Raw genomic sequence first — 20,988 nt, 5'->3', positions numbered from 1 at the left:
CTCCTCCGTCCTCTTAGCTTACAACTTCTTCAGCAACAAAATTCCAGTCGCGAACATCAACGAAATGGCCTTTCACGGCCGCCGCTGCCGCCATGGCAGGAGATACGAGATGCGTTCTGCCGCCGCGGCCTTGACGTCCTTCGAAATTCCGGTTCGACGTCGAAGCGCAGCGCTGTCCTGGCTGAAGCACGTCCGGGTTCATCGCAAGACACATGCTGCAGCCCGCTTCACGCCATTCAAAACCGGCTTCGATGAAAATTTTGTCAAGCCCTTCCTTCTCGGCTTGGAGCTTGACGCGTCCCGAGCCCGGAACGACGATTGCCGTCACGTTATCCGCCACTTTGTGGCCTTTGGCAACCGCCGCCGCTGCACGCAGGTCTTCGATGCGTCCGTTGGTGCAGGAGCCGATGAACACGTAATCGATCGGAATTTCCGACATCGGCGTACCAGGAACGAGCGCCATGTATTCAAGCGCCTTTTCAGCAGCTTTCCGTTCGTTTTCCGTCTTGAAATCGGCCGGATTCGGAACGGTTGACGTAATGTCGGTTCCCATGCCCGGGCTTGTTCCCCAGGTTACTTGCGGAATCAGCGATTCAACGTCGAATTCCACAACCTTGTCGAACTCGGCACCCTCGTCGGTTACGAGCTCTTTCCAAGCTGCTACAGCCTCATCAAAGGCTTCGCCTTGCGGCACGTATTGACGTCCGCGCAAATATTCGAAGGTCGTCTCATCCGGTGCGATCATCCCTGCTCTCGCTCCGCCTTCGATCGACATGTTGCAGACCGTCATCCGCTCTTCCATCGACAGCTCCCGGATCGCCTCGCCCGTGTATTCAATGACGTATCCGGTCGCAAAATCCGTTCCGTATTTTGCGATGACGCCAAGAATCATATCCTTAGCCGTTACGCCTGGATTGCGTTTGCCTACAAAGCGCACTTCCATTGTCTTGGCTTTCGCCTGCTGAAGGCACTGCGTTGCAAGCACATGCTCAACCTCGCTTGTGCCGATCCCGAAAGCTAGCGCTCCGAATGCCCCGTGCGTGGAGGTGTGGCTGTCGCCGCACACGATCGTTTTCCCCGGATGCGTCAGTCCCAGCTCCGGTCCCATGACGTGAACGACGCCCTGATCGATGGTGTCCAGATCAAACAGCGTTACGCCGAAGTCCTGGCAGTTCTTGGTCAACGTATCGATCTGCTGCTTGGAGATCGGATCCGTAATGTTATAGCGGTCCTTAGTCGGCACGTTGTGGTCCATCGTAGCGAATGTCAGCTCCGGACGGCGCACTTTGCGGCCGCTAAGACGCAGTCCCTCGAACGCCTGCGGCGAAGTCACCTCGTGAACGAGATGCAGGTCGATGTACAAAATGCCCGGTTTACCCTCTTCCTGATGAATAACGTGATTATCCCAAATCTTCTCGAACATTGTCTTCTTACCCATCAATATCACCCCATTGTTCTATCGTCCATTGACAGGATGACCGCCCTTGATCGCCTTGTGGTACAAGCTTTGCAGCGCATCATCCTTACGTTGATAGTAATATATCATTTCCATCTTCATTGTTCCAAGATATAATAACTATAGATGTAATAGGATACAGCTATAACGGGGTGATGGTCTTCATGGAACTTAGACAACTGCAATATACGCTGCAAATCGCAGCGGACAAGAACTTTTCCCGGGCCGCGGAGAAGCTCCACATCGCCCAGCCCTCGCTGAGCCAGCAGCTGTCCAAGCTGGAGAAGGAGCTTGGCGTTCTGCTGTTTCAGCGCAACACCAGCTCGGTCGAGCTGACGCACGCAGGCGCAAGCTTTGTGGAGCATGCCCAGAAGATCATGGACGCGGTCGAGCAGCTGAAGCAGGAGATGTCCGACATTTCCCAGCTTCGCAAGGGCAAGGTCGTTGTCGGCAGCATGCCGATCACGGGGTCCCATCTGCTGCCAAGGGTTCTGCCGGCGTTCAAGAAAGGGTATCCGGATATTGAAATCACGCTCCTGGAGGACACCTCCATGAACCTGGAGAAGCTGACGGCGAGCGGCAAGGCTGATCTGAGCCTGTTGGCGCTCCCGCTCACCGAGCCTTCGCTATCCTGGATTCCGATCGGCGAAGAGATGATCGATCTCGCGGTTCCGCCGCAGCATAAGCTGGCACGGCGGGCGGCGCATGACCCGCTCCGGCCGATTTCCCTTGATGAAATCCGGGACGAGGAATTCGTGGTGCTGAAGAAGGGTCAGGGCTTTCGGAAGCTTACATTCGATATTTGCCGCGAAGCAGGCTTCGAGCCGAAGGTGGTGTTCGAGAGCAATAACATCGAAACCTTGCAGTCCCTGGTCGCTACGGGCATGGGGGTTACGCTAGTCCCGCGATTCATTGCCAGAGCGAAGCGAAGCGAGTTTATCCCCGTCTATCTGCCGCTTGCCGAGCCGGTCCCCAGCCGGACGCTAGTCGTTGCCTTCCGCAATGGACGGTATTTGTCGAAGGCGGCGGACGCCTTCATCGATACCTTTAAGCAGGTCATGGATAAACTCGTGGTGGAAAGCGTACGTGAGTAATCGGGAGTCCGTCCTGCTTCATCCGAAATCGGAAACGGGTTCCTTCTATTCGTATAAACCCGCAGCAAAGGGCCCTTGCCAAGGTCAATGACCTATAACAAGGGCCTGCTTTTTTTATTTTTCTCTGTCCTAGCACCGTGCCTGCCATCCTAACCTGCGAAAGAGCGTCAGCTGCCGTGAATTTTGATCGGCGAGCTATTTTCGCAGATTGTGCTGGTCGATCATCCGATTTTGCTCATCGGCCGTGCGCGATTGATCTTGTAAGGACTCGTTCCTGCTGTTGCTTCCGCCGCCCGTTACTTGCTCGACGAAGCTGCGAAACTGCGCCTTCTGATCTTCCTGCTCAATGCCGCGGCTGTCGAATTGGTTGTTCTCTGCCATGCGTTCGAAAACCTCCTCTCAGTCGGATTACCCATAGTATACCCGCCTGACCGCATATGAAACTGAAATTTCAGGTGCGCATCCTTGCTTTCTTTTGCTTTGGATTTTTGCAAAAACCTTACTTAAAATACAAGTGAGGCCTCCGGTCCTCGAACACCGGAATCCGCCCCTTCACTTCACCTGGTAGGGTGCAATCCAGCGTGCCGGTGACGATGGATTCCTCTTCACCGCCTTCGGCAATCACTTCACCCCAAGGATCGATCAGCAAGGAATGCCCGAAAAACTCCGTCTCTCCGCTGCGGCCGACCCGATTGCAGGCAACGACATACATTTGATTCTCGATAGCCCGGGCCGTCAGGAGCGTCCTCCAGTGATGGAGTCTCGGATGCGGCCACTCGGCCGGAACGAACAACACGTTCGCGCCTGCCAGCGCCAGCGTACGGGACAGCTCAGGAAATCGGACGTCATAGCAGATCGATGCCCCGGCTTTCAAGCCCTCCAGATCAAAGGTGACCGCTTCCTCTCCGGCATGAAGAAACTTCTCTTCATCCATCAAACGGAACAGATGCATTTTCGAATACCTTGCGGTAATCTCGCCATCCCTTCCAAATACGTACATCGTGTTGTATATCCGATCGCCGATCTTCTCCGCTACCGATCCGCCTACGATATGAACGCCATGCCGCTTGGCGAAGTCGCTCAGCCGCCGCTTCGTCTCCTCCCCGTTCGGGTCGGCAAGCTCTCCAATCCGGTCCAGCGCATACCCGGTATTCCACATTTCCGGCAGCACGATCACGTCCGGCCTTTCTTCTGCGGATACGGCCTTCTCCATCATCGCCGCCAAATGGTTCGTATTGGCGCCCGGTTCGCCTATCTCGATATAAGCTTGAATGAGCGCGATATTCAATTGAGGCTTAGCTCCTCCAGTCACTTTCGGTTCCCCCTTGTCATGCCTATATTCTTTTGAATTAGGAATCAGGTCAAATACTCATGGTTTAGCGCAAGCGGTCCTTGTCCAAACGAACCCTCGGCTGTTCTTGACATCATCATAGCCCCGAAGGGCCTGCCGCCGCAACCCTGTACGCCATTTCCCTCTATACACCCCGGATAAATCGTGATAAATTAATGCTAATTGTTTTAAGACCGCTGATACAACCATGCATAATGAAGGGGAATCAAGCGCAATTCAATAACCGGAGTGATGAATCCGCCATGAGCAAACCTAATCAACCATTCCATATCGAGCCGGCCGAGATAATGCCGACGCTGCCGACCCAGTTTTTCGCGACGCTGGTCTCGAATGTCAACAGGCAGGTGGCCCAGGGTCACGACGTCATTAATCTCGGCCAGGGGAATCCCGATCAGCCGACGCCTCCTCATATCGTGGCAAGCCTGAAGGAGGCAGCCGACAATCCTCAATATCATAAATACTCGCCGTTTACCGGCTATTCGTTTCTTAAGGAAGCGATTGCCCATCGTTATAAGGAGGATTATAACGTGGATCTGGATCCGGAAACCGAGGTCGCCATTCTGTTCGGCGGAAAGACCGGGCTCGTCCAGCTCCCGCAAGTGCTCCTTAATCCCGGGGACGTCTGTCTCGTGCCCGATCCGGGTTATCCGGATTACTGGTCCGGCGTTGCTCTTGCCCGCGCTGAAATGAAGTTTATGCCGCTTACGGCGGACAACGGCTTTCTTCCCGATTATAGCCGCATCGCCCCGTCCGACCGGGAGCGGGCTAAGCTGATGTTCCTGAACTATCCGAACAACCCGACCTCGGCGGTAGCTCCCCTGTCCTTTTACGAGGAGACCGTGGACTTTGCCGCAAAGCACGGAATCGTTGTGGCCAGCGATTTCGCTTACGGCGCGATCGGCTTCGACGGCAAGCAGCCTGTCAGCTTTCTGCAGGCTGAGGGAGCCAAGGACGTCGGCGTGGAGTTCTATACGCTGTCCAAAACGTATAATATGGCCGGCTGGCGGGTTGGCTTCGCTCTCGGGAACGCGAAGATCATCTCGTTGATCAACCTGCTTCAGGACCATATTTACGTCAGCTTGTTCGGAGGAATTCAGGCAGCAGCGGCTACTGCCCTGACTGCCCCCCAGGATTGCGTCCAAACGCTGGTAAGCCGTTATCAAAGCCGGCGGGACGCATTCTTCGCAGCGTTGTCGGAGATCGGCTGGGATGCGCCGAAGCCGGCAGGCTCGTTCTTTAGCTGGCTGCCTGTTCCCAAGGGCTATACGTCCGTTGCGTTTGCAAACCTGCTCCTTGAGGAAGCCAAGGTTGCCGTTGCCCCGGGAGTCGGTTTCGGCGATCACGGCGAAGGGTATGTCCGCGTCGGTCTGCTGAGCAGTGAGGAGCGGATGCAGGAAGCGGCATATCGAATCGGCAAGCTGGGCCTCTTCTAGAAGCTTCGTTTTTGCTTTGAAAAAACGGCATCAATATGATATTCTTGCAATACATGAACATTGAATCGTCAAACGCGATGACGGGACCAGTACGAAAGCATACGGCGCGCAAACCAGAGAACGAGCTCCACTGGCTGAGAGGGCTCGGCGCGGCCCCTTTCCGAAACCTACCCCCGAGCGGCCTGCTTCAAGCAGGACAGCGCCTTCTGTTACAAGGCCAAAGCCGGATGGGCATGAAATAGCTCATCAATAAAGGTGGTACCGCGGAAGACTAGCTTTCGTCCTTTTTCAAGGACGGAAGTTTTTTTATTTCTATGATCATGCATCCATCAATGCTAGAGACTAAAAATACGTACAAGGAAGTGATTGCGATGAGCTCACGCATCGTCGTCAAGATCGGAAGCAGCTCCCTCACAACCGAGGAAGGCGGCTTGAATCTGGATTCCGTCGCCTTCTTCGCTGCCGAGCTGGCAGCCCTGCGCGGTGCCGGCCATGAGGTTCTCCTCGTGACCTCCGGCGCGGTTGCCGCAGGCTTCCGGGAGATCGGCTATGAGAGCAGGCCGAAGCTGCTTCATGAGAAGCAGGCCGCGGCTGCGCTCGGCCAGGCGCTGCTGATGAGGGCATACCAGAATGCCCTAGCGGAGCACCGGCTGAAGGCGGCGCAGATTTTGCTGACCCGGACTGATTTTGCGAACCGGAAGCGCATGAACAATGCGAATATGACCATTTCGGAGCTGCTGAAGCAGGGCATCATACCGATCATTAACGAGAATGACACCGTCTCGATTGATGAGCTGAAATTCGGAGACAATGATACGCTTTCCGCCCTCGTGGCTAACCTCGTTCGAGCGCAGCAGCTCATCATCCTGACGGATACCGACGGGTTGTATACGGCGGATCCGCGCAAATCTCCCGATGCCACCCGGTATGAGGAGATCGAGGAAATTACCGAAGAGATATACGGCATGGCCGGAGGCGCAGGCACCAGCGTCGGTACCGGCGGGATGCGTTCCAAGATCGACGCAGCCAAAATCGCAACGCGCGGCGGCGTTCCGGTCTTCATCGGAAGAGCGGACGCGGCGGGAGATCTGCTGCTGGCCTACGAGCATCAGGGGAAGGGCACGTATTTCGCAACACAACTCTCCTCTCTGCCGATGAAAAAACAGTGGCTAGGCTTTATGTCATCTCCCTTGGGACGGATCATCGTCGATGAGGGCGCGGAGGAAGCGCTCCTTCACGGCGGGCACAGCCTGCTGCCGGTCGGCATCAAGCGGCTGGAAGGCAGCTTCCATGCCGGAGATGTCGTCGAAGTGCTGAACATGAACCGGGAACGGCTCGGAAGGGGCATCGTCAATTATGACGAGGAGCAGCTGCAGGCCGTCATCGGCTTGCCGAGCAGCCGCGTGTTCGAGCTGATCGGCGACGTGCACCGGCTTGAGGTGATTCACCGGGACGAATGGATTACCCTGAAATAACGATGATTGGATCATAACGATCGCTTGATTATAAGGAGGAATGAACCGTGAGTGAAGTAAGGGAAAAAGCACAGCTTGCCAAACAAACCGCCGCCGTGCTCGGCAAGCTGACCACGAATGAAAAGAATAAGGCTCTGCTTGAAATGGCCGACGCGCTGATCGCGCGCGCCAGTGATATCATGGAGGCGAATGCCGAAGACCTCCGGCGCGGCAAGGAGAACGGAACGTCCTCCTCCCTGCTGGACCGGCTTGCGCTGAATGAAGAACGGATCCGCGGCATTGCCGAGGGGCTGCGGCAGATCGTGGAGCTTCCGGACCCGATCGGCGACACGCTCGAGACGATTGAGCGTCCGAACGGCCTGCATATTGTAAAGAAACGCGTCCCTCTCGGCGTCATCGGCATCATCTATGAAGCCCGCCCGAATGTAACGGTGGACGCGGCGGGACTCTGCCTAAAGACGGGCAACGCCGTCGTGCTCCGCGGGGGCTCCTCCGCTCTCTCGTCCAACCGCAAAATCGTGGAGGTCCTCCACGAAGCGATGGAGCGGACCGCGCTCCCTGCGGCCTCCCTGCAGCTCATCGAGGACGCGAACCGCTCGTCCGTTGACGAGATGCTGAAGCTGAACGGGCTGCTCGATGTCATTATTCCTCGCGGAGGCAGCTCGCTGATTCAAAATGTCGTTATGAATTCCACCGTGCCTGTCATTGAAACAGGTGCCGGCATCTGCCATACGTATATCGACGAGTCGGCTCAGCCCGACATGGCTGCCGCGATCAGCCTCAATGCCAAGGTTCAGCGCCCTTCGGTCTGCAATGCGATGGAGACGCTGCTCGTCCATGAGGCGTTTGCCAAATCCCATCTTCATTCCTTGGCCGAAGCCTTCAAGGAACGGAATGTAGAGCTTCGCGGCTGCGCGCGCACGCTGTCTTATGCACCTTGGGCCCGCGAAGCCTCTTCCGAGGATTATGCGACCGAGTACAACGACTATGTTTTAAATGTTAAAATCGTGGACGATCTCGATCAGGCTCTCGCGCACATTGCAGAATACGGCACCAAGCATTCCGAATGCATTGTGACGCAGAATGGGCAGAATGCCGAGCGCTTCCTTCAGGAAGTCGATGCCGCCGCCGTGTATCATAATGCGTCGACGCGCTTTACCGACGGATTCGAATTCGGCTTCGGGGCCGAAATCGGTATCAGCACCCAGAAGCTGCACGCCCGGGGACCTATGGGCCTTCCTGCGCTTACTTCCTCCAAATATGTTATTATCGGTAGTGGCCAAATAAGAGAATAAAAATACATTCATTCATATCATCCATGAAGGAGGAAACCTACTATGTGCCAAACCCCACAGAACCGCCCGCTGATCGATAAAGCCATTACATTTTACGGGGCGGGCTCGATGGCTGAAGCGATCGTGAAGGGCCTTGTAACCCGCCATGTCGTACAGCCCGAGCGCATTACGATGCTGAACCGCAGCAATGTCCAGCGTCTCGAGGAGCTCAGTCAACGCTACGGCGTCCAGTTTAACAGCGATGCGGACGCGAAGCATCAAATTCTCAAAACCTCCCCAGTCATCGTGCTGGCCATGAAACCAAAGGATGCTGCAAAGGTATTGAAGGAGCTAGGGTCGATGCTGTCCGCCGATCAGCTGATCATTTCGGTCATTGCCGGCCTCTCGATTCATACGACCCAAACGCTGCTCGGCACGAATCAGCCAATAGCACGCACGATGCCGAATACGTCCGCTTCGATCGGACTGGGCTCGACCGGCATCTCCTTCTCCAAGGAAATCAGCGAGGAGCAGCGCCAGCTCGTCCTAACATTATTTGAAGCGGTGGGCCAGGTGACCGTCATTGAAGAGGAGAAAATGGACATTCTTACCGGCATCTCGGGAAGCGGTCCAGCTTACTTCTACTATATGATGGAAGCGATGACGGCTGCCGGCATCCGCGGCGGCTTATCGCCTGAACAAAGCCGCGACCTGACGCTCCAGACGATTCTGGGCGCAGCCCGAATGGTGCAGCAAACCGGCGAGCAGCCGGCAGCCCTACGGGCAAAAATCACATCGCCGAACGGCTCCACGCAAGCAGCCCTTGAAACGCTGGACCGCGGCGATTTCTTTGAGACGGTCATCGCTGCCGTCAACCGCTGCGCAGAGCGCTCCAAAGAAATGGGCGCGATGCTGAAGGAGCAAGCCCTATGAGCCGTTCAATCGCAACCTACAGAATTTATGACGACCAGGCGGATTTTCGTAAAAAGGCGACCTCCATCGCCGTTGGCATGACGGTCGGGAGCTGGACCGAGCTGCCTGCGGCCAAGCAGGAAGCCATGCAGAAGCATCTAGGCGAAGTGGTGGACATCCAGGTCCATGAAGGCTGGGAGCCCGGCAGCCGTTATGCCGATATCAGCATCGCCTATCCGGATATCAACTTCAGCCGGGACATTCCAGCCCTGCTTGTGACGGTATTCGGCAAGATATCCATGGACGGCCGCATCAAGCTGACCAACCTGGATCTTTCGCGGGAATTCCTGTCAGCATTCCCGGGGCCGAAATTTGGGATCGACGGCGTGCGCGACCTGCTCGGAGTTCACGACCGTCCGCTCTTGATGAGCATCTTCAAATCGGTGATCGGGCTAAGCGCAGATGAGCTTAGGGAGCAATTCATTCGCCAGGCCCTCGGCGGCGTTGACCTGATTAAGGATGATGAAATCCTGTTCGAAAATGAGTTGACCCCGATCGAGACACGGGTTCGCTTATGTATCGAAGCTGCCCGCGAGGTCGAGCAGCAGACGGGCAAAAAGCTGCTGTATGCAGCCAATCTGACAGGACATACTTCGAAGCTGCGGGATCAGGCGCTGCGAGCGATCGACGCCGGCGCCAACGCGCTGCTGTTCAACGTCCTGTCCTACGGATATGACGTCCTGCACGAGCTCAGCTCCGATCCGGACATCAACGTGCCGATCGCCGCTCATCCGGCTTTGGCAGGGGCCATCTACCCGTCTCCGCATCACGGAATCGCCGCGCCGGTTCTGCTCGGCCAGCTGATGCGGATCGCCGGCGCCGACCTGGTCCTGTTCCCGTCGCCTTACGGCTCGGTCACGATGCCGCGGGAAGAGAACCTCGGCATTCGGGACGAGCTGCATACCGTCAAGCTCGGCGTCAAGCGGAGCATGCCGGTTCCGTCGGCAGGCATCCATCCTGGACTCGTACCGCGCATTATCCGCGACTTCGGAACAGATGTCGTGGTGAATGCCGGCGGAGGCATCCACGGCCATCCGCTGGGCACTGAAGCCGGCGGAAGAGCCTTCGTTCAGGCGATCGAAGCGACGATGAAATCCGTGCCGCTTGCCCACTATGCGGAGGAGCATGAAGAACTGAAAGCCGCGCTGGACATCTGGGGAGGAGAAGCATGACAGCTCAAGGAAAAACGCCCGTCATTTTTTGCGATTTTGACGGAACGATCACGAACAACGACAATATTGTAGCCATTATGAAGCATTTCAAACCGGAAGGCTATGAGGGAATCATGAAGGATACGATCGAGCGGACGATCTCGATCCGGGAAGGGGTCGGGCGGATGTTCGCCCTCTTCCCTTCCTCCATGAAAGAGGAGATTACATCCTTCGTGCTCGAGCATGCCGGCATCCGCGAAGGCTTCGGCGCTTTTCTTGAGTATCTGAAGCAAGAAAGCATCGAGTTTTTCGTCACGAGCGGCGGTATCGATTTCTTCGTCGATCCGATCCTGAAGCCGTACGGCATTCCGGCAGACCATATATTCTGCAACGGCTCCAATTTTGAGGGGGACACGATCGAGATTACATGGCCGCATCCATGCAAGGATTCGTGCACGAACGATTGCGGCATGTGCAAGGTTACCGTGATGGACCGATTCCCGGCGGATCAATATTACCGGATTCTGATCGGAGACAGCCTCACCGATTTCGAAGGGGCCAAGCAGGCCGATCTGGTGTACTCGCGCTCCACGCTCACGGAGCAGTGCCGGAAGCTGGGCGTGCATCATGTGCCGTTCGAGACCTTTACCGACATCTATGCCGATCTGAACGACAAGCTGAAACAGGGGGTGCTGTGATATGGCATTTGCCGATATCCTGCTGGAACAAAAACAAGCAGCCCTTGACGACCTGCGCGGCGTCAAGGAGCTTTTTGCCTCGCGCAACTGGTTTCCCGGAACAAGCGGAAATCTCTCGGTCCGCGTCGGCGACTTTACGCCCGAGGAGTTTTACTTTGCCATAACCGCGAGCGGAAAGGACAAGTCCGTACATACGCCGGAGGATTATCTGTTTGTTGACCGTAACGGGAAGCCGTGCGAGACGACCGGGCTCAAGCCTAGCGCCGAAACCTTGATCCACTGCGAAATTTATCGCAAGACCGGCTGCGGGGCCATTTTCCATGTGCATACGATCGACAACAACCTGGTCAGCGAATGGTACGGCGATCAGGGCTTCGTTCCTGCGCAGGGCATCGAGCTGATCAAGGCGTTCAATATTTGGGAAGAGGATGCCGCCATCTCCATACCGATTCTGCCCAACTATGCGGACATCCCGAAAATCGCGGCGCTTGTCCCGGATGCTCTTGATCCCTCCGTGCCCGGGATCCTTCTGCGGAATCACGGCATCTATGCCTGGGGGCGGAACGCCTTCGAGGCGAAGAAGCATCTGGAGGCGTTTGAATTTATTTTTGAATACACCTACCGCCGCCTTCTCCTGAACGCTGCAGGCAGTAACCAGGCAAGGTAAACTTTAACCCTAAGTGAGCGAGTCCGGACGCCGGGCAAACCGCTTTACGCAAAGTCCGCTGCGCCCCGATTGTTTCTAGACGCTCGGGGCACAGAGCGGGCATCATTTTCCTGAGGAGTGTGTATTCCGTGATTCAAGGATTAGCCATAGGCATCATCTTTATTTTGTATGGATTGCTCCTATACCTGGTTCCTCCCAAGAGCATCAAGAGCTTTTATGCCTACAAAACAACGTCTTCGCTTAAAAGCGAGCGGCGTTTTAAAGTCGCCAACGCCTACGTCAGCCTGCTGCTCATGATCTTCGGGGTCGTCCTGCTCGCCATCGCGAGGCTGACCGGCAGCTTTACGGCTACGGGTATTGCAACGCTCGTCGTGTTTATCCTGATTTACATCCTGGTTGAACGCAAATTAAAAAACATGTAAAGCGATCCTTCTCCAGGATCGTTTTACATGTTTTTTGCTTCTTGGATATGACTAACGGATGCCTTTATAAATGTCCCTGCTCATACTCTACGTAGGAAATCCTCGCATACGGCTCCGGATCCGATGGCAGGTAATGGTTTACGACGAACAGGCATGTCACCACAAACAATAAAATGTACAGCACATACGCCAAATTTTTAACCACAAATATCTCCTCCTCATCCCTTCCGCCGATTAATCGCGGTCGAAATCATCGTAAGGCCGGTCCTCGAACCGTGCTCCCTGCTTCGGTGCCATCATCAGCTTGATGCCGCCGCCGATCAGCAGCACCGTAACGATCGCCGTCTTCATGAAATCCCGGATCCGGGAATCCAGGTACAGATTCGGGAACAGCGTCTCGAGATACGGCAGGACCACACTGGAAAATACGAAGTAAATGCCCAGCAGCACAAGTCCTAAACCGAGCCAGCGCTGCTGGCCGGATGTGCTGGCGATGATCGGCCGGTCGCGCAGCGGCTCCCGGCCGTAGCGGCTGACCTGCTGCAGGCCGTCGAAAAAGGCATAGCACCAGATCAGCGGAATCATAAACAGAAACAAGGACAGTCTAAGCACATCCAGCACATAGATGCTGCCCAGAAACAGGATCATCAGCTGGAGGCCCCGCTTCTGCAGTCCGAGGTACATTTGCCCCGCTCCAGGGAATGCAGACAGCATCGTAGCAAACACTTTGCTGCGTCGTCCGCTCTCACGACCGCTCTCCAGCTCTTCGAACAGCGTCCGGTCCATCAAGAACTCTCCTGCCTGCTTACGGTTAAGGAGCTGAACGACATCGAACATGCAGTACAGCCAGATCACCGGCAAGATGCCCAGAAAGAGCAGAAATACCGACTCGTGCGTCAATCCGGTCAGAAACACCAGGATGGTGCCAAGCCCGAAGAATGCGATCAGAAAAGACAATCCGCGCTGCATCAAGCCAAGCTGGAAATGTCCCAGCCCGGGTATAAACGACAGCAGGATCGTGAAGAAGCGTTCGGAATCGTCGCTTCGTTCGTTCGGCACTTCCATGGGCCGGCCATATTCATCATAAACATAGGATACCGGCGTGTAACGAAGCAGAGCCATTAGTAAATCGAGCATACTGATGCCCCAGATCAGCAATGCGCCAAGGATGCTCATGACAAACACGGTATTGGAGCCAGCCATAAACGTGAGCACCAATCCTCCCAACAAGCCGCCGAAGAAGAGCAGCGGATAGAGGACTGCCCGTCCGTTTCTCCCCCAGTAATAGTGGCCGAGGCCAGGGACAAAATTCAATATGAATGCAAGCATTTTGCTACGCTGCGGTTGCACAGTTCATCTTCCTTTCCAAAAATCCTTATTTGGGCAGCAGGCTGTCAATCCAGCCCGATGTTTTTTCTACCAGCTGATCGCTGTAGGACGGCGATTGGGAAAGCGGCGCCCCTTGCTCCGGACTGACCGACTGCAGTCTTTCGAACGCACCGGTAAACAGGAACAGCAGTGTGACGGATGCGGCAATCGCATAGTGAACGATCGCCTTCTCATACCATCGCTTCGGCCGGTCCGATGCGTATGCGGCTGCTCTTCGCGGATACGGCTTAATCTTTTCGTGATTCATGACTCGATCCGCGAATAAGGCCGGGTCCGGCAGATCCGGCAGCCCGTCTTGGCGGCTAAGCGCCTCCATATAGAGCTCAAGCAACGAATCGTCCGACAACAGGCGCTCTTCATACAAAGCCCGTTCTTCCGGGGCGGCTTCCCCTTTTATATAACGCTCTGTCATTGCTTTGCGCTCTTGAATCGACCATATCATTTCCACTCTTCCTCCTTCCAGTGCGTCCGGATCCATTGCCGGGCCCGGTACAGCTTTGATTCCACCGTTTTGACCGACACGTTCAGCTCGGAGCTAATCTGCTCATAATTCTTCTCTTCCAAATAAAAAGCCGATATGATCTCCCGGTGATTGGCAGGCAGCTGATCAATCCGCGCTCGAAGCGTCTCCCTACGCTCCTTATGAATGAGCAAAGTAACGGTATCTTCTTCCGCGGAGGGTAGCTTGTCTAATAGTTCTTCACTTCCACCCGCACCATGCTCAGGCGGTTTACGATCCCGCTTACGTTTCATGTCGATCGCTTTATTTAAGGCAATGCGGGTGATCCAGGTCTTAAAGCCTTCGGAACGGTATTGGGGGAGAGCTCTATAGACTTGTATGAAGACTTCCTGCGACGCATCCTCCGCATCCTTGACATCTCGAAGCACCGAGAATGCGGTATGGAACACATGCTGGCTGTACGTATCAACCAGCTCCCGAAAGGCCTCCTGCTCGCCTTGAAGGATGCGTCTTATTAATCGTTCAGCTTCAATAACTCTCCCCTCCTTCCCAATATCAATAGACGCAAGACTGCATGCCCGCCCCTGCAACTTTTGAAAAAAAAATTTCGTTACTCCTAAGAATCGTGCGTCAAGACAGAGCAAATTAGTCTCCCCTTGGCGTGAAGGCAGAAGCTTGCATTGCCGGTAAACGCCTAGTTTGTCTCAGACAGACGGAATCGACCATATTGCAGGATGTGCTTGGACGCAGAGTCCGGACTCCATAAAAAGAGGGCGGCCAAAAGGCGCCCTAGATCTGCCGCTATTTTCGATTTCGGTTAATTCATGTTCAATTGCCGGATGATTCCGCAAGTATTTTGTCCGTGACAATGACAATGGCATGATATGGAGAATCGTTCGATTTGAGATCTCCAGCCGCAGCTGTTAACCGTCTATTCCTTGCATCGGCTGCCGTCAGAGGATCATCCCGCTGAGAACAAACCACATATTCATGACGAAATGCATGGTGATGACCGGAGCCAGACCCTGTGAGCGGATGGCTACGCCGCTCATCATCATGCCAAAGAAGGAAAATAACAAGCAGACGATCCACGGGAAGCCCAAGTGCAGATGGTAGAAGCCGAAAGCAGCTCCGGCAATCACCAGTCCTTGGATTTCGCCGAAGTCTTCCGTTAGGCGGCTTAGAATATAACCGCGCCACAGCAGCTCCTCCAGAACGGCATTGATGGATGCGAAGAGGAGCGCATATCCGATCAGAGCGATGAGTCCAGGCTGCCCCCAATCGATGAGGAAGGCAAATACGGCTCCCGTTACGGCCGTAAATATAAGGATAAATCGCCAGATCGGTTCCTTGTATAACCCTCGCATGATCCATGGGAAATAGATCGGGTTGCTCCATTTCCCTACGGCCATATAACGGGGCTTGCTCTTTTGGAAGCAGCTGAAGATGGCCATGGGCAGAATGAACGCGATTAAACTTAGCCTTGACAACCCCACTGCCAGTCCCATGTCATCGGCGAGCCATTCTTTTATGTAGTCTCCCAGCGCGCTGTACATCCGGTATCCAAACGTAATGCAAGCAGCTATTATCGCAGCTCTGCCTAACTCTTCCGAGGCGTTACGGAGAGCATAACCCACCAGAATGAGGCCCAGCCCCCATAGCCATGCCATTCTAGGTGCAGCCATCTGGGCACCTATGATGGTAATAACCATCAATAACAAACAGGCGGTCCATTCGCCTGATCTTTTCTTATGCAGCAATCTGTTCTCCCCATCCGAAATACTGTCGTCTTTTCATGATACGCTTGAAGCGGCTCATATTCAATACATCAAGCAAATGTTGGCATACGCTATCCCGATCAAGCAGCACCTTGGCGTATTCATAGATTGGATGAAGCAGGTTTAGACAAAACGAAACCTTAATTCGAATCGATGCCAAAAAATCAGAACCACCCGTCAAACGGGTGGTTTGCTCTTGGGGTATAACCCCTTGTTGCCAAACTGCGCCTAAAGACGCTAGCCTGACAATAAAATTGTTCAGGCTCAGTGTAATTTGTCACTTTCACTTACCAGTTAAACTGGTTTACTTCTTCTTGCTACTGTTTTTGCTGAATGGGTCTTCATACTCTTTCACACTCAGTTTATCAATTGCCTGGTCGTGTGCTTCTTGCTCACGGATATATTTTGCCACGGTGGCTTCATTCAAGCCCACTGTGCTGACGTAGTATCCCTCCGCCCAAAATTTTCGATTGCCATATTTATACTTCAAGCTAGCATGCTTCTCGAATATCATGAGTGAGCTTTTCCCCTTCAGGTATCCCATAAATGATGATACTGAGATTTTGGGGGGAATTGCTACCAACATATGTACATGATCGGGCATCATGTGGCCTTCGATTATCTCCACTCCCTTGTATTTGCATAATCGTTTGAAAATTTCGATTAAGTCTTTCCTCACTTGATTATAAATCTCTTTCCGTCTATACTTCGGGGTGAACACAATGTGGTACTTGCACATCCACTTCGTGTGAGCTAAACTATAGCTCTTGTTTGCCATCTAAGACCATTCCTTTCATTATTGAGCCTGAACATCTCAATTTTATCGGAATGGTCTTGTTGGTCAAACCCTCGATCCCTCCACCCGCATAGCGGGTGGTTTTTTGTTTCGCACGCTTCGCGAGCTCAACTGGCTAAAGCCATAATAAAGGCCGAGAAGGATCCCTTCCCGGCCCGCTGCGCGTTGATCTGTCGCCCCACGCTCAACTGTTTTTGTCGTTTTCGGTCATTTGGCTGAAGTCCTTATTGCTAGTTGTTCTTATTGCCGTTGTTGTTTTTGCCGTTGTTCTTATGACCATTGTTGTTCTTACTGTTCTTATTGTTCTTATTGTTCTTATTGTCCGTGTTATTTTTATCATCCTGCTTTTCTGTTTTATCTTTATCCTTGTCTTTGTCTTTATCCTGTTTGCCAGGCTTCGCGTTTCCCTTGGAATCGGACTGGATATCTCCGACCACGATGCCCAAACCGTTGGTCCCGATGTACACCCTTCCGTATACCCGCGGATCGCCGGTTATGGCGCGATTGGCCGATCCGAATTGATGCTCATCGTCATTGATTCGAATCCAGCTGGCTCCCCCGTTGTCCGAACGGTAAACCCCGTACTTGTTGTTTATTTTGGCGTAGCTGTATAGCGCCATCACGTTTTGTCCAGGTGCAGCCTTGCCGAAGCCGATGGTAGCCGCTTCCTGGATACCCTCCAGCTTGACGAAGCTATTGCCGGAATCCGTGGAGTGCCATAAACCATAAGCGCTTTGCGTGTTGCTGTTGTCTTTGGCCGCAGCGATCCATATTTCCCCTTCCGCTCCCGGAACCGCTTTGAATTTGCTGGTCAAGGTCTGCGGCAGCCCCGTCGCCTGAGAGGCTGTAAAGGTTGCGCCGCCATCGTTGCTGATATAGAACTTGCCGTTGGCTATGCCATAGAACTTGCTCGGATTTACCCGGTCGGAAGAAATGATCGCTCCTTCCGGTATCCCTTGCGAAGCATGCCAGGTAACTCCCCGGTCCTTGGTGTAGCTTACAGGGCGTACGCTTTCGGATGAACTGCTCTTCGGACTCCAGACGATCCGGCTTCCGTCCGCGCCGACGGCCACCCATCCGCCTTCGGTTTTGTCGCCCTCGGCCGATGGCCAGGCATTGGCGGCCGGTGTCCAGGTCTTCCCGTTATCCATTGAAACGCCCATTCTTGGGGCCGTTCCTTCCGCATTCCCTACCCGAACGATGATGTTGGGGTTCATTTCCGCATAGTCGATATCGGTGCTCGTACCGAGATATGGATTGGTAATCATCTGCGGCGCTTTCGTCAAATCCTCATGCCGGAAGCCCCCGATATCCCCCATCGCACTCAGCAGCGGGGCTCCCGATGGAGGACTGATCAAGCCGAGAATCGCCGTTTCTTCGATCCCGTTCGCCTGCACGGAAATGTTGACGTTCTGCCCCCGATCAAGTGCGGTCATGTTATCGGTCCCGTATAGCGTCGCCCCCGTACCATACAGGATGCGGTCCGAATCGAACGGATCGATCTCCAGATCGCCGATCATCCAGCCCAGCTTAGGCGAAATTTCGGGCAGCGCTTTCTTCTCTCCCCAGTCCAGCCATGGAGATATCGCGTAATCGATCGTAAACCGGTTTTCTCTTACCGGATCCTTCGAATAGTCAAGCGTCCATAGCGATGTCCATGTTTTGCCGCCGTCCGTGCTGCGGTAGATGAACTCGTCCGGCCACCACTTGTTCATCGTCGCCACCATCAGCGTATCCGGATGTCTGGCATCCACCGAGATGCCTCCATACGGATGCTCGGTGCTGCCTGTCGGGCTGACATCCGTCCACTGGCCCGTCTTCGTATTGTACTTCCATACGGCTCCCGTTCCGCCGTCATATGGACCGATAAACTCATTATACGTAATATACAAATTCCCATTTGAGCTTAATACGCCGTGATGCGGAAAGAAATTTTGCCGCGGCTGCCCGGGAAGCAGCTCCCATGACTGGCCGCCATCAGTGCTCCGGTAAATACTGTTGACCGTATCGGCAACTCCGACGTAAATGGTCTGCGTAGCTTTTCCCCGGCTGCCCGTTGTCGGGTCGAATGTAATCCATACCGGTCCGACGATATCGCCATAATAATCCTTTGCGCTGCCGTCATTCGGGAAGCTGGCCACCTTGCCCCAGGTTTTCCCGTAATCTGTGCTTCTCCACAGCCCGTTTCCGCTGCGCGCCCCCAAATACAGGACCCGATTGTCGTTGGGATCAATCGCGAGTCGCTCACCCATGGACCGGCCCGGCATATTGCCGCCAAGCTTGAATGGAAGCGCTGTACGCTCGAAGCTGTCGCCGCGGTCCTTCGATCGAAGCAGCACACCGTTCATATCCGTCCAGTCGTTCGTGTATGTACCGGCCGCGATATACAATCGGTCCGGATCCACAGGGTCCGTTGCCAAGCTTTCCACACCGAGCATATTCCATTCGTCGAAGCCTACGAAATTCATTAGCTGAATCCAGGAGCCGGTCTCCGGATTCCAGCGATAAGCACCGCCAATATCGGTACGTGCATAGATGAGATCCTTCTCGCTCGGATTGAATACAATGCCCGGAATGAAGCCGCCGCCGACCACTTTTGCGCGGTCCCAGCTGTAAGCTTGTTCCTGGATGCCTTTCCTTCCTGGTGCTTCCTTGGCCTGATCTCCCGGCGAGCTTGCGAAAGCAGCTCCACCGACCGAGAATGACAGCGAAGCGGCTAAGGTGATATTACATAGCTTTTTGAACATGAAATCCCTCCTGTACCGTTGTAGACGACCATAAACTGCGAGCCTTTCGATAACTTTTCGTTGAATCGGTTCGATGCTCCCCCCTCTTATTGCGCCATTCATGACTGGTTGAAATCCAAATGCGCTGTATAAATTGAAAGCGCTTGCCAAAAAGGACGGCTGTGTATTACGCCACCTATTCTATATGGAATGGAGCCGCAATAACACCTGCCATTTTGGATATATTTTCATGTGAAAATTAGTGATCCTGCCTTCTCACCGGTTCTAGCTTGCGGAACAGAAAGGACTCACCCTTTAGAAACGCCTGAATATAGGCCAAGGCGTACGGCTGTTCAGCCCGCATGCCTTCCCACTCCAGCGGATTGGGAGCGTGGTGACTATAGTTCTCCATCATCGTCATGATAAAAAAGCACTCCAATTTCCTCACTTCATCCTGGCGCACTTCGCGGGCTTCATCATATGCCCGGAGCAAATCCCGTCGCTGTTCGGGCCCCAGTGCGAGCAGGATTGCTGCCGTATCGTACAGAAAATATCCAGAGCCGCATCTTCCGAAGTCGATCGGACGAGGGTCATCCTCGTCGAATACGATATTTCCAATGTGCAGATCGGCATGGATCAGTCCATAGCTATGCCTGTCCTTCTTCATCCCTGCCAGCTCTGTTTGGATCTTTGCTGCAGCTTGTCCATACAAACGCCAATCCGGCTTCGTTAAAAAGCTGCTGTAGTATCGCGAGAGTCTGGTCATTGCCATGTCAAAGCTTTGTCTTCCCCAGTGCGGCCGGATAAAACCGGATGGAGGAACGAACTGCTCTCCAGCCTGATGAAGGCTGCGAAGCAATTTACCGATGTTATGCACCTGCCGATCCGTGAGCCTCCCTTCAGCAGGTTGCCCATCAACCCATTTCATCAGCGTTATATATGAAGAGGCATTGCCATCGTCCGTACGAAGCTCTATCACGGTTTCTCCGTTTCGGTCAGGAACACCTGAGGGTGCGTGTATGCTCTCGACTCCTTGTAATGCTTCGAGAAAGAGCAGCTCCGACTGGATCTCCGCTTGGCTTCGCTCATCCAAGTGGATCCGCAATAGATGCTTGTCCTCCCCTGCCGTACGAATACGGTAGGTTGCATGTTCGGAAAATCCGATAAACTCCACATCGGCGCCTTCCAATTCATAATGCTTGCACGCGGACCCTGCCAGCTTCTGAGCCTGGTTCAGTAAAGCTGCCCGTGTTTCTTCCGCCCCCACTTTTATATCATGCTCCATATCTACACCTCTTCGTCCCGGTTCTTCATCATCGATTCTAACCGGCCAACCATGCCCAGGGATATGCAGCAAATGAGTTGAACCAATGTAAACACAAAAAAGCCACATTAGAACGTGGATCTAATGTGACTTGCGCTTACTTGTTGTTTTTGGTATAAACGATTTTCTTGATCGAATCGCACGACAAGCAATATTGTGAGGACAGATCGTCGATGGAAGCACCCTCCGTGAATTTCCGGCGGATTTCCTCGTTCCTATTTTTCAAATAGGCCCTGCTTCCGGAGTTCTCTCCCCATTTCTTCCGCAGCCCCTCGGGCTTCGGGATGTACACCATCTTGCCTTGCACATATTTCTGCACTTCCTTCAGCAACTCCTCAGGAAGTATAATATCCGCGTTTATATATTTCATGGCATCCTTGCTCCTTAAAATGTAAGTTCGAAATTTTAAGGATGCAAAGTCCACGTGATAAACGGCCTCTTTTCACCAAGAGGAAATCAGGCGGTAACCATCTTCTCGCTCCATGCAAACAACCGCCGTTGTTCATCAAATAGACTTTGCAT

Annotated in this window: 21 protein-coding genes; 9 read left to right on the top strand and 12 right to left on the bottom strand. The window is 54.0% G+C overall.

Annotated elements, in window-relative coordinates; translation table 11 throughout:
• Positions 1-13: 13 nt before the first annotated feature.
• Complete coding sequence (gene leuC / locus NST08_RS11330; protein WP_028403588.1) at positions 14-1,438, bottom strand: 3-isopropylmalate dehydratase large subunit; 1,425 nt, start codon at positions 1,436-1,438, stop codon at positions 14-16.
• 182 nt (positions 1,439-1,620) lie between these two features.
• On the opposite strand from leuC, the gene NST08_RS11325 reads away from it, so the two are divergent.
• On the top strand, positions 1,621-2,550 hold the full coding sequence (locus NST08_RS11325) for a LysR family transcriptional regulator (protein ID WP_040738633.1): 930 nt from the start codon (positions 1,621-1,623) through the stop codon (positions 2,548-2,550).
• A 195-nt stretch (positions 2,551-2,745) separates the two neighbouring features.
• On the opposite strand, the gene NST08_RS11320 is transcribed toward NST08_RS11325, so the two are convergent.
• Together NST08_RS11320 and NST08_RS11315 are read right to left on the bottom strand one after the other, a co-directional pair.
• Positions 2,746-2,931, bottom strand: coding sequence for a hypothetical protein (locus NST08_RS11320; protein ID WP_007129888.1), 186 nt, complete (start codon positions 2,929-2,931; stop codon positions 2,746-2,748).
• Positions 2,932-3,049: 118 nt separating this feature from the next.
• Entirely contained in the window at positions 3,050-3,862 is an 813-nt protein-coding gene (locus tag NST08_RS11315; protein ID WP_028403590.1) for a carbon-nitrogen family hydrolase, read from the bottom strand.
• A 281-nt stretch (positions 3,863-4,143) separates the two neighbouring features.
• Between NST08_RS11315 and NST08_RS11310 the strand changes: the two genes are divergently transcribed.
• The 8 genes from NST08_RS11310 to NST08_RS11275 all read left to right on the top strand — a co-directional run bounded on the left by NST08_RS11310 (position 4,144) and on the right by NST08_RS11275 (position 11,993).
• The gene (locus NST08_RS11310) at positions 4,144-5,334 is read left to right on the top strand and encodes a pyridoxal phosphate-dependent aminotransferase (RefSeq protein ID WP_210094612.1); all 1,191 of its coding nucleotides are present in this window, start codon (positions 4,144-4,146) and stop codon (positions 5,332-5,334) included.
• Between the two features lie 371 nt (positions 5,335-5,705).
• Entirely contained in the window at positions 5,706-6,809 is a 1,104-nt protein-coding gene (proB, locus tag NST08_RS11305; protein WP_245255921.1) for a glutamate 5-kinase, read from the top strand.
• Between the two features lie 47 nt (positions 6,810-6,856).
• A complete protein-coding gene (locus NST08_RS11300; protein WP_341033798.1) occupies positions 6,857-8,104 on the top strand; it encodes a glutamate-5-semialdehyde dehydrogenase in 1,248 nt (415 codons plus the stop codon).
• A 42-nt stretch (positions 8,105-8,146) separates the two neighbouring features.
• Positions 8,147-9,016 (top strand): pyrroline-5-carboxylate reductase, encoded by an 870-nt coding sequence (gene proC / locus NST08_RS11295; RefSeq protein WP_007129883.1) that lies wholly within the window; start codon positions 8,147-8,149, stop codon positions 9,014-9,016.
• Positions 9,013-10,227 (top strand): 2,3-diketo-5-methylthiopentyl-1-phosphate enolase, encoded by a 1,215-nt coding sequence (locus NST08_RS11290; protein ID WP_341341757.1) that lies wholly within the window; start codon positions 9,013-9,015, stop codon positions 10,225-10,227. The genes proC and NST08_RS11290 overlap by 4 nt, the downstream gene beginning before the upstream one ends.
• A complete protein-coding gene (locus tag NST08_RS11285) occupies positions 10,224-10,904 on the top strand; it encodes a 2-hydroxy-3-keto-5-methylthiopentenyl-1-phosphate phosphatase (RefSeq protein ID WP_007129881.1) in 681 nt (226 codons plus the stop codon). The genes NST08_RS11290 and NST08_RS11285 overlap by 4 nt, the downstream gene beginning before the upstream one ends.
• A gap of 1 nt (position 10,905) precedes the next feature.
• Positions 10,906-11,571 carry a methylthioribulose 1-phosphate dehydratase gene (locus NST08_RS11280; RefSeq protein ID WP_007129880.1) on the top strand — a complete coding sequence of 222 codons (666 nt, stop codon included), beginning with the start codon at positions 10,906-10,908 and terminating at the stop codon, positions 11,569-11,571.
• Positions 11,572-11,699: 128 nt separating this feature from the next.
• Positions 11,700-11,993 carry an SdpI family protein gene (locus tag NST08_RS11275; protein ID WP_007129879.1) on the top strand — a complete coding sequence of 98 codons (294 nt, stop codon included), beginning with the start codon at positions 11,700-11,702 and terminating at the stop codon, positions 11,991-11,993.
• 64 nt (positions 11,994-12,057) lie between these two features.
• Here NST08_RS11275 and NST08_RS11270 read toward each other — a convergent pair whose 3' ends face one another.
• The 9 genes from NST08_RS11270 to NST08_RS11230 form a co-directional block, all read right to left on the bottom strand.
• Positions 12,058-12,198: a hypothetical protein gene (locus NST08_RS11270; protein WP_007129878.1), complete on the bottom strand. Its 141-nt coding sequence runs from the start codon at positions 12,196-12,198 to the stop codon at positions 12,058-12,060.
• A gap of 29 nt (positions 12,199-12,227) precedes the next feature.
• Positions 12,228-13,343 (bottom strand): hypothetical protein, encoded by a 1,116-nt coding sequence (locus tag NST08_RS11265; protein WP_028403596.1) that lies wholly within the window; start codon positions 13,341-13,343, stop codon positions 12,228-12,230.
• 25 nt (positions 13,344-13,368) lie between these two features.
• Positions 13,369-13,824 (bottom strand): hypothetical protein, encoded by a 456-nt coding sequence (locus NST08_RS11260; RefSeq protein ID WP_341341756.1) that lies wholly within the window; start codon positions 13,822-13,824, stop codon positions 13,369-13,371.
• Positions 13,821-14,432, bottom strand: a complete 612-nt coding sequence (locus NST08_RS11255; RefSeq protein WP_445933644.1) for an RNA polymerase sigma factor — start codon at positions 14,430-14,432, stop codon at positions 13,821-13,823. The genes NST08_RS11260 and NST08_RS11255 overlap by 4 nt, the downstream gene beginning before the upstream one ends.
• Positions 14,433-14,795: 363 nt before the next feature.
• Positions 14,796-15,602, bottom strand: a complete 807-nt coding sequence (locus tag NST08_RS11250) for a CPBP family intramembrane glutamic endopeptidase (protein ID WP_341341754.1) — start codon at positions 15,600-15,602, stop codon at positions 14,796-14,798.
• Positions 15,603-15,924: 322 nt separating this feature from the next.
• A complete protein-coding gene (tnpA, locus tag NST08_RS11245; protein ID WP_007128375.1) occupies positions 15,925-16,398 on the bottom strand; it encodes an IS200/IS605 family transposase in 474 nt (157 codons plus the stop codon).
• 248 nt (positions 16,399-16,646) lie between these two features.
• Positions 16,647-19,163, bottom strand: a complete 2,517-nt coding sequence (locus NST08_RS11240) for a WD40/YVTN/BNR-like repeat-containing protein (protein ID WP_341341753.1) — start codon at positions 19,161-19,163, stop codon at positions 16,647-16,649.
• 238 nt (positions 19,164-19,401) lie between these two features.
• Positions 19,402-20,427 carry a phosphotransferase enzyme family protein gene (locus NST08_RS11235; protein ID WP_341341752.1) on the bottom strand — a complete coding sequence of 342 codons (1,026 nt, stop codon included), beginning with the start codon at positions 20,425-20,427 and terminating at the stop codon, positions 19,402-19,404.
• Between the two features lie 136 nt (positions 20,428-20,563).
• Entirely contained in the window at positions 20,564-20,836 is a 273-nt protein-coding gene (locus NST08_RS11230) for a CD3324 family protein (protein ID WP_007129871.1), read from the bottom strand.
• Between the last annotated feature and the right edge of the window lie 152 nt (positions 20,837-20,988).

Source organism: Paenibacillus sp. FSL K6-1566 (assembly GCF_038050475.1).
Taxonomy (GTDB): Bacteria; Bacillota; Bacilli; order Paenibacillales; family Paenibacillaceae; genus Paenibacillus_AQ; species Paenibacillus_AQ lactis.
Note: the sequence above shows the minus strand (reverse complement) of the source record. Positions and strands in the feature narration are given on the sequence as shown.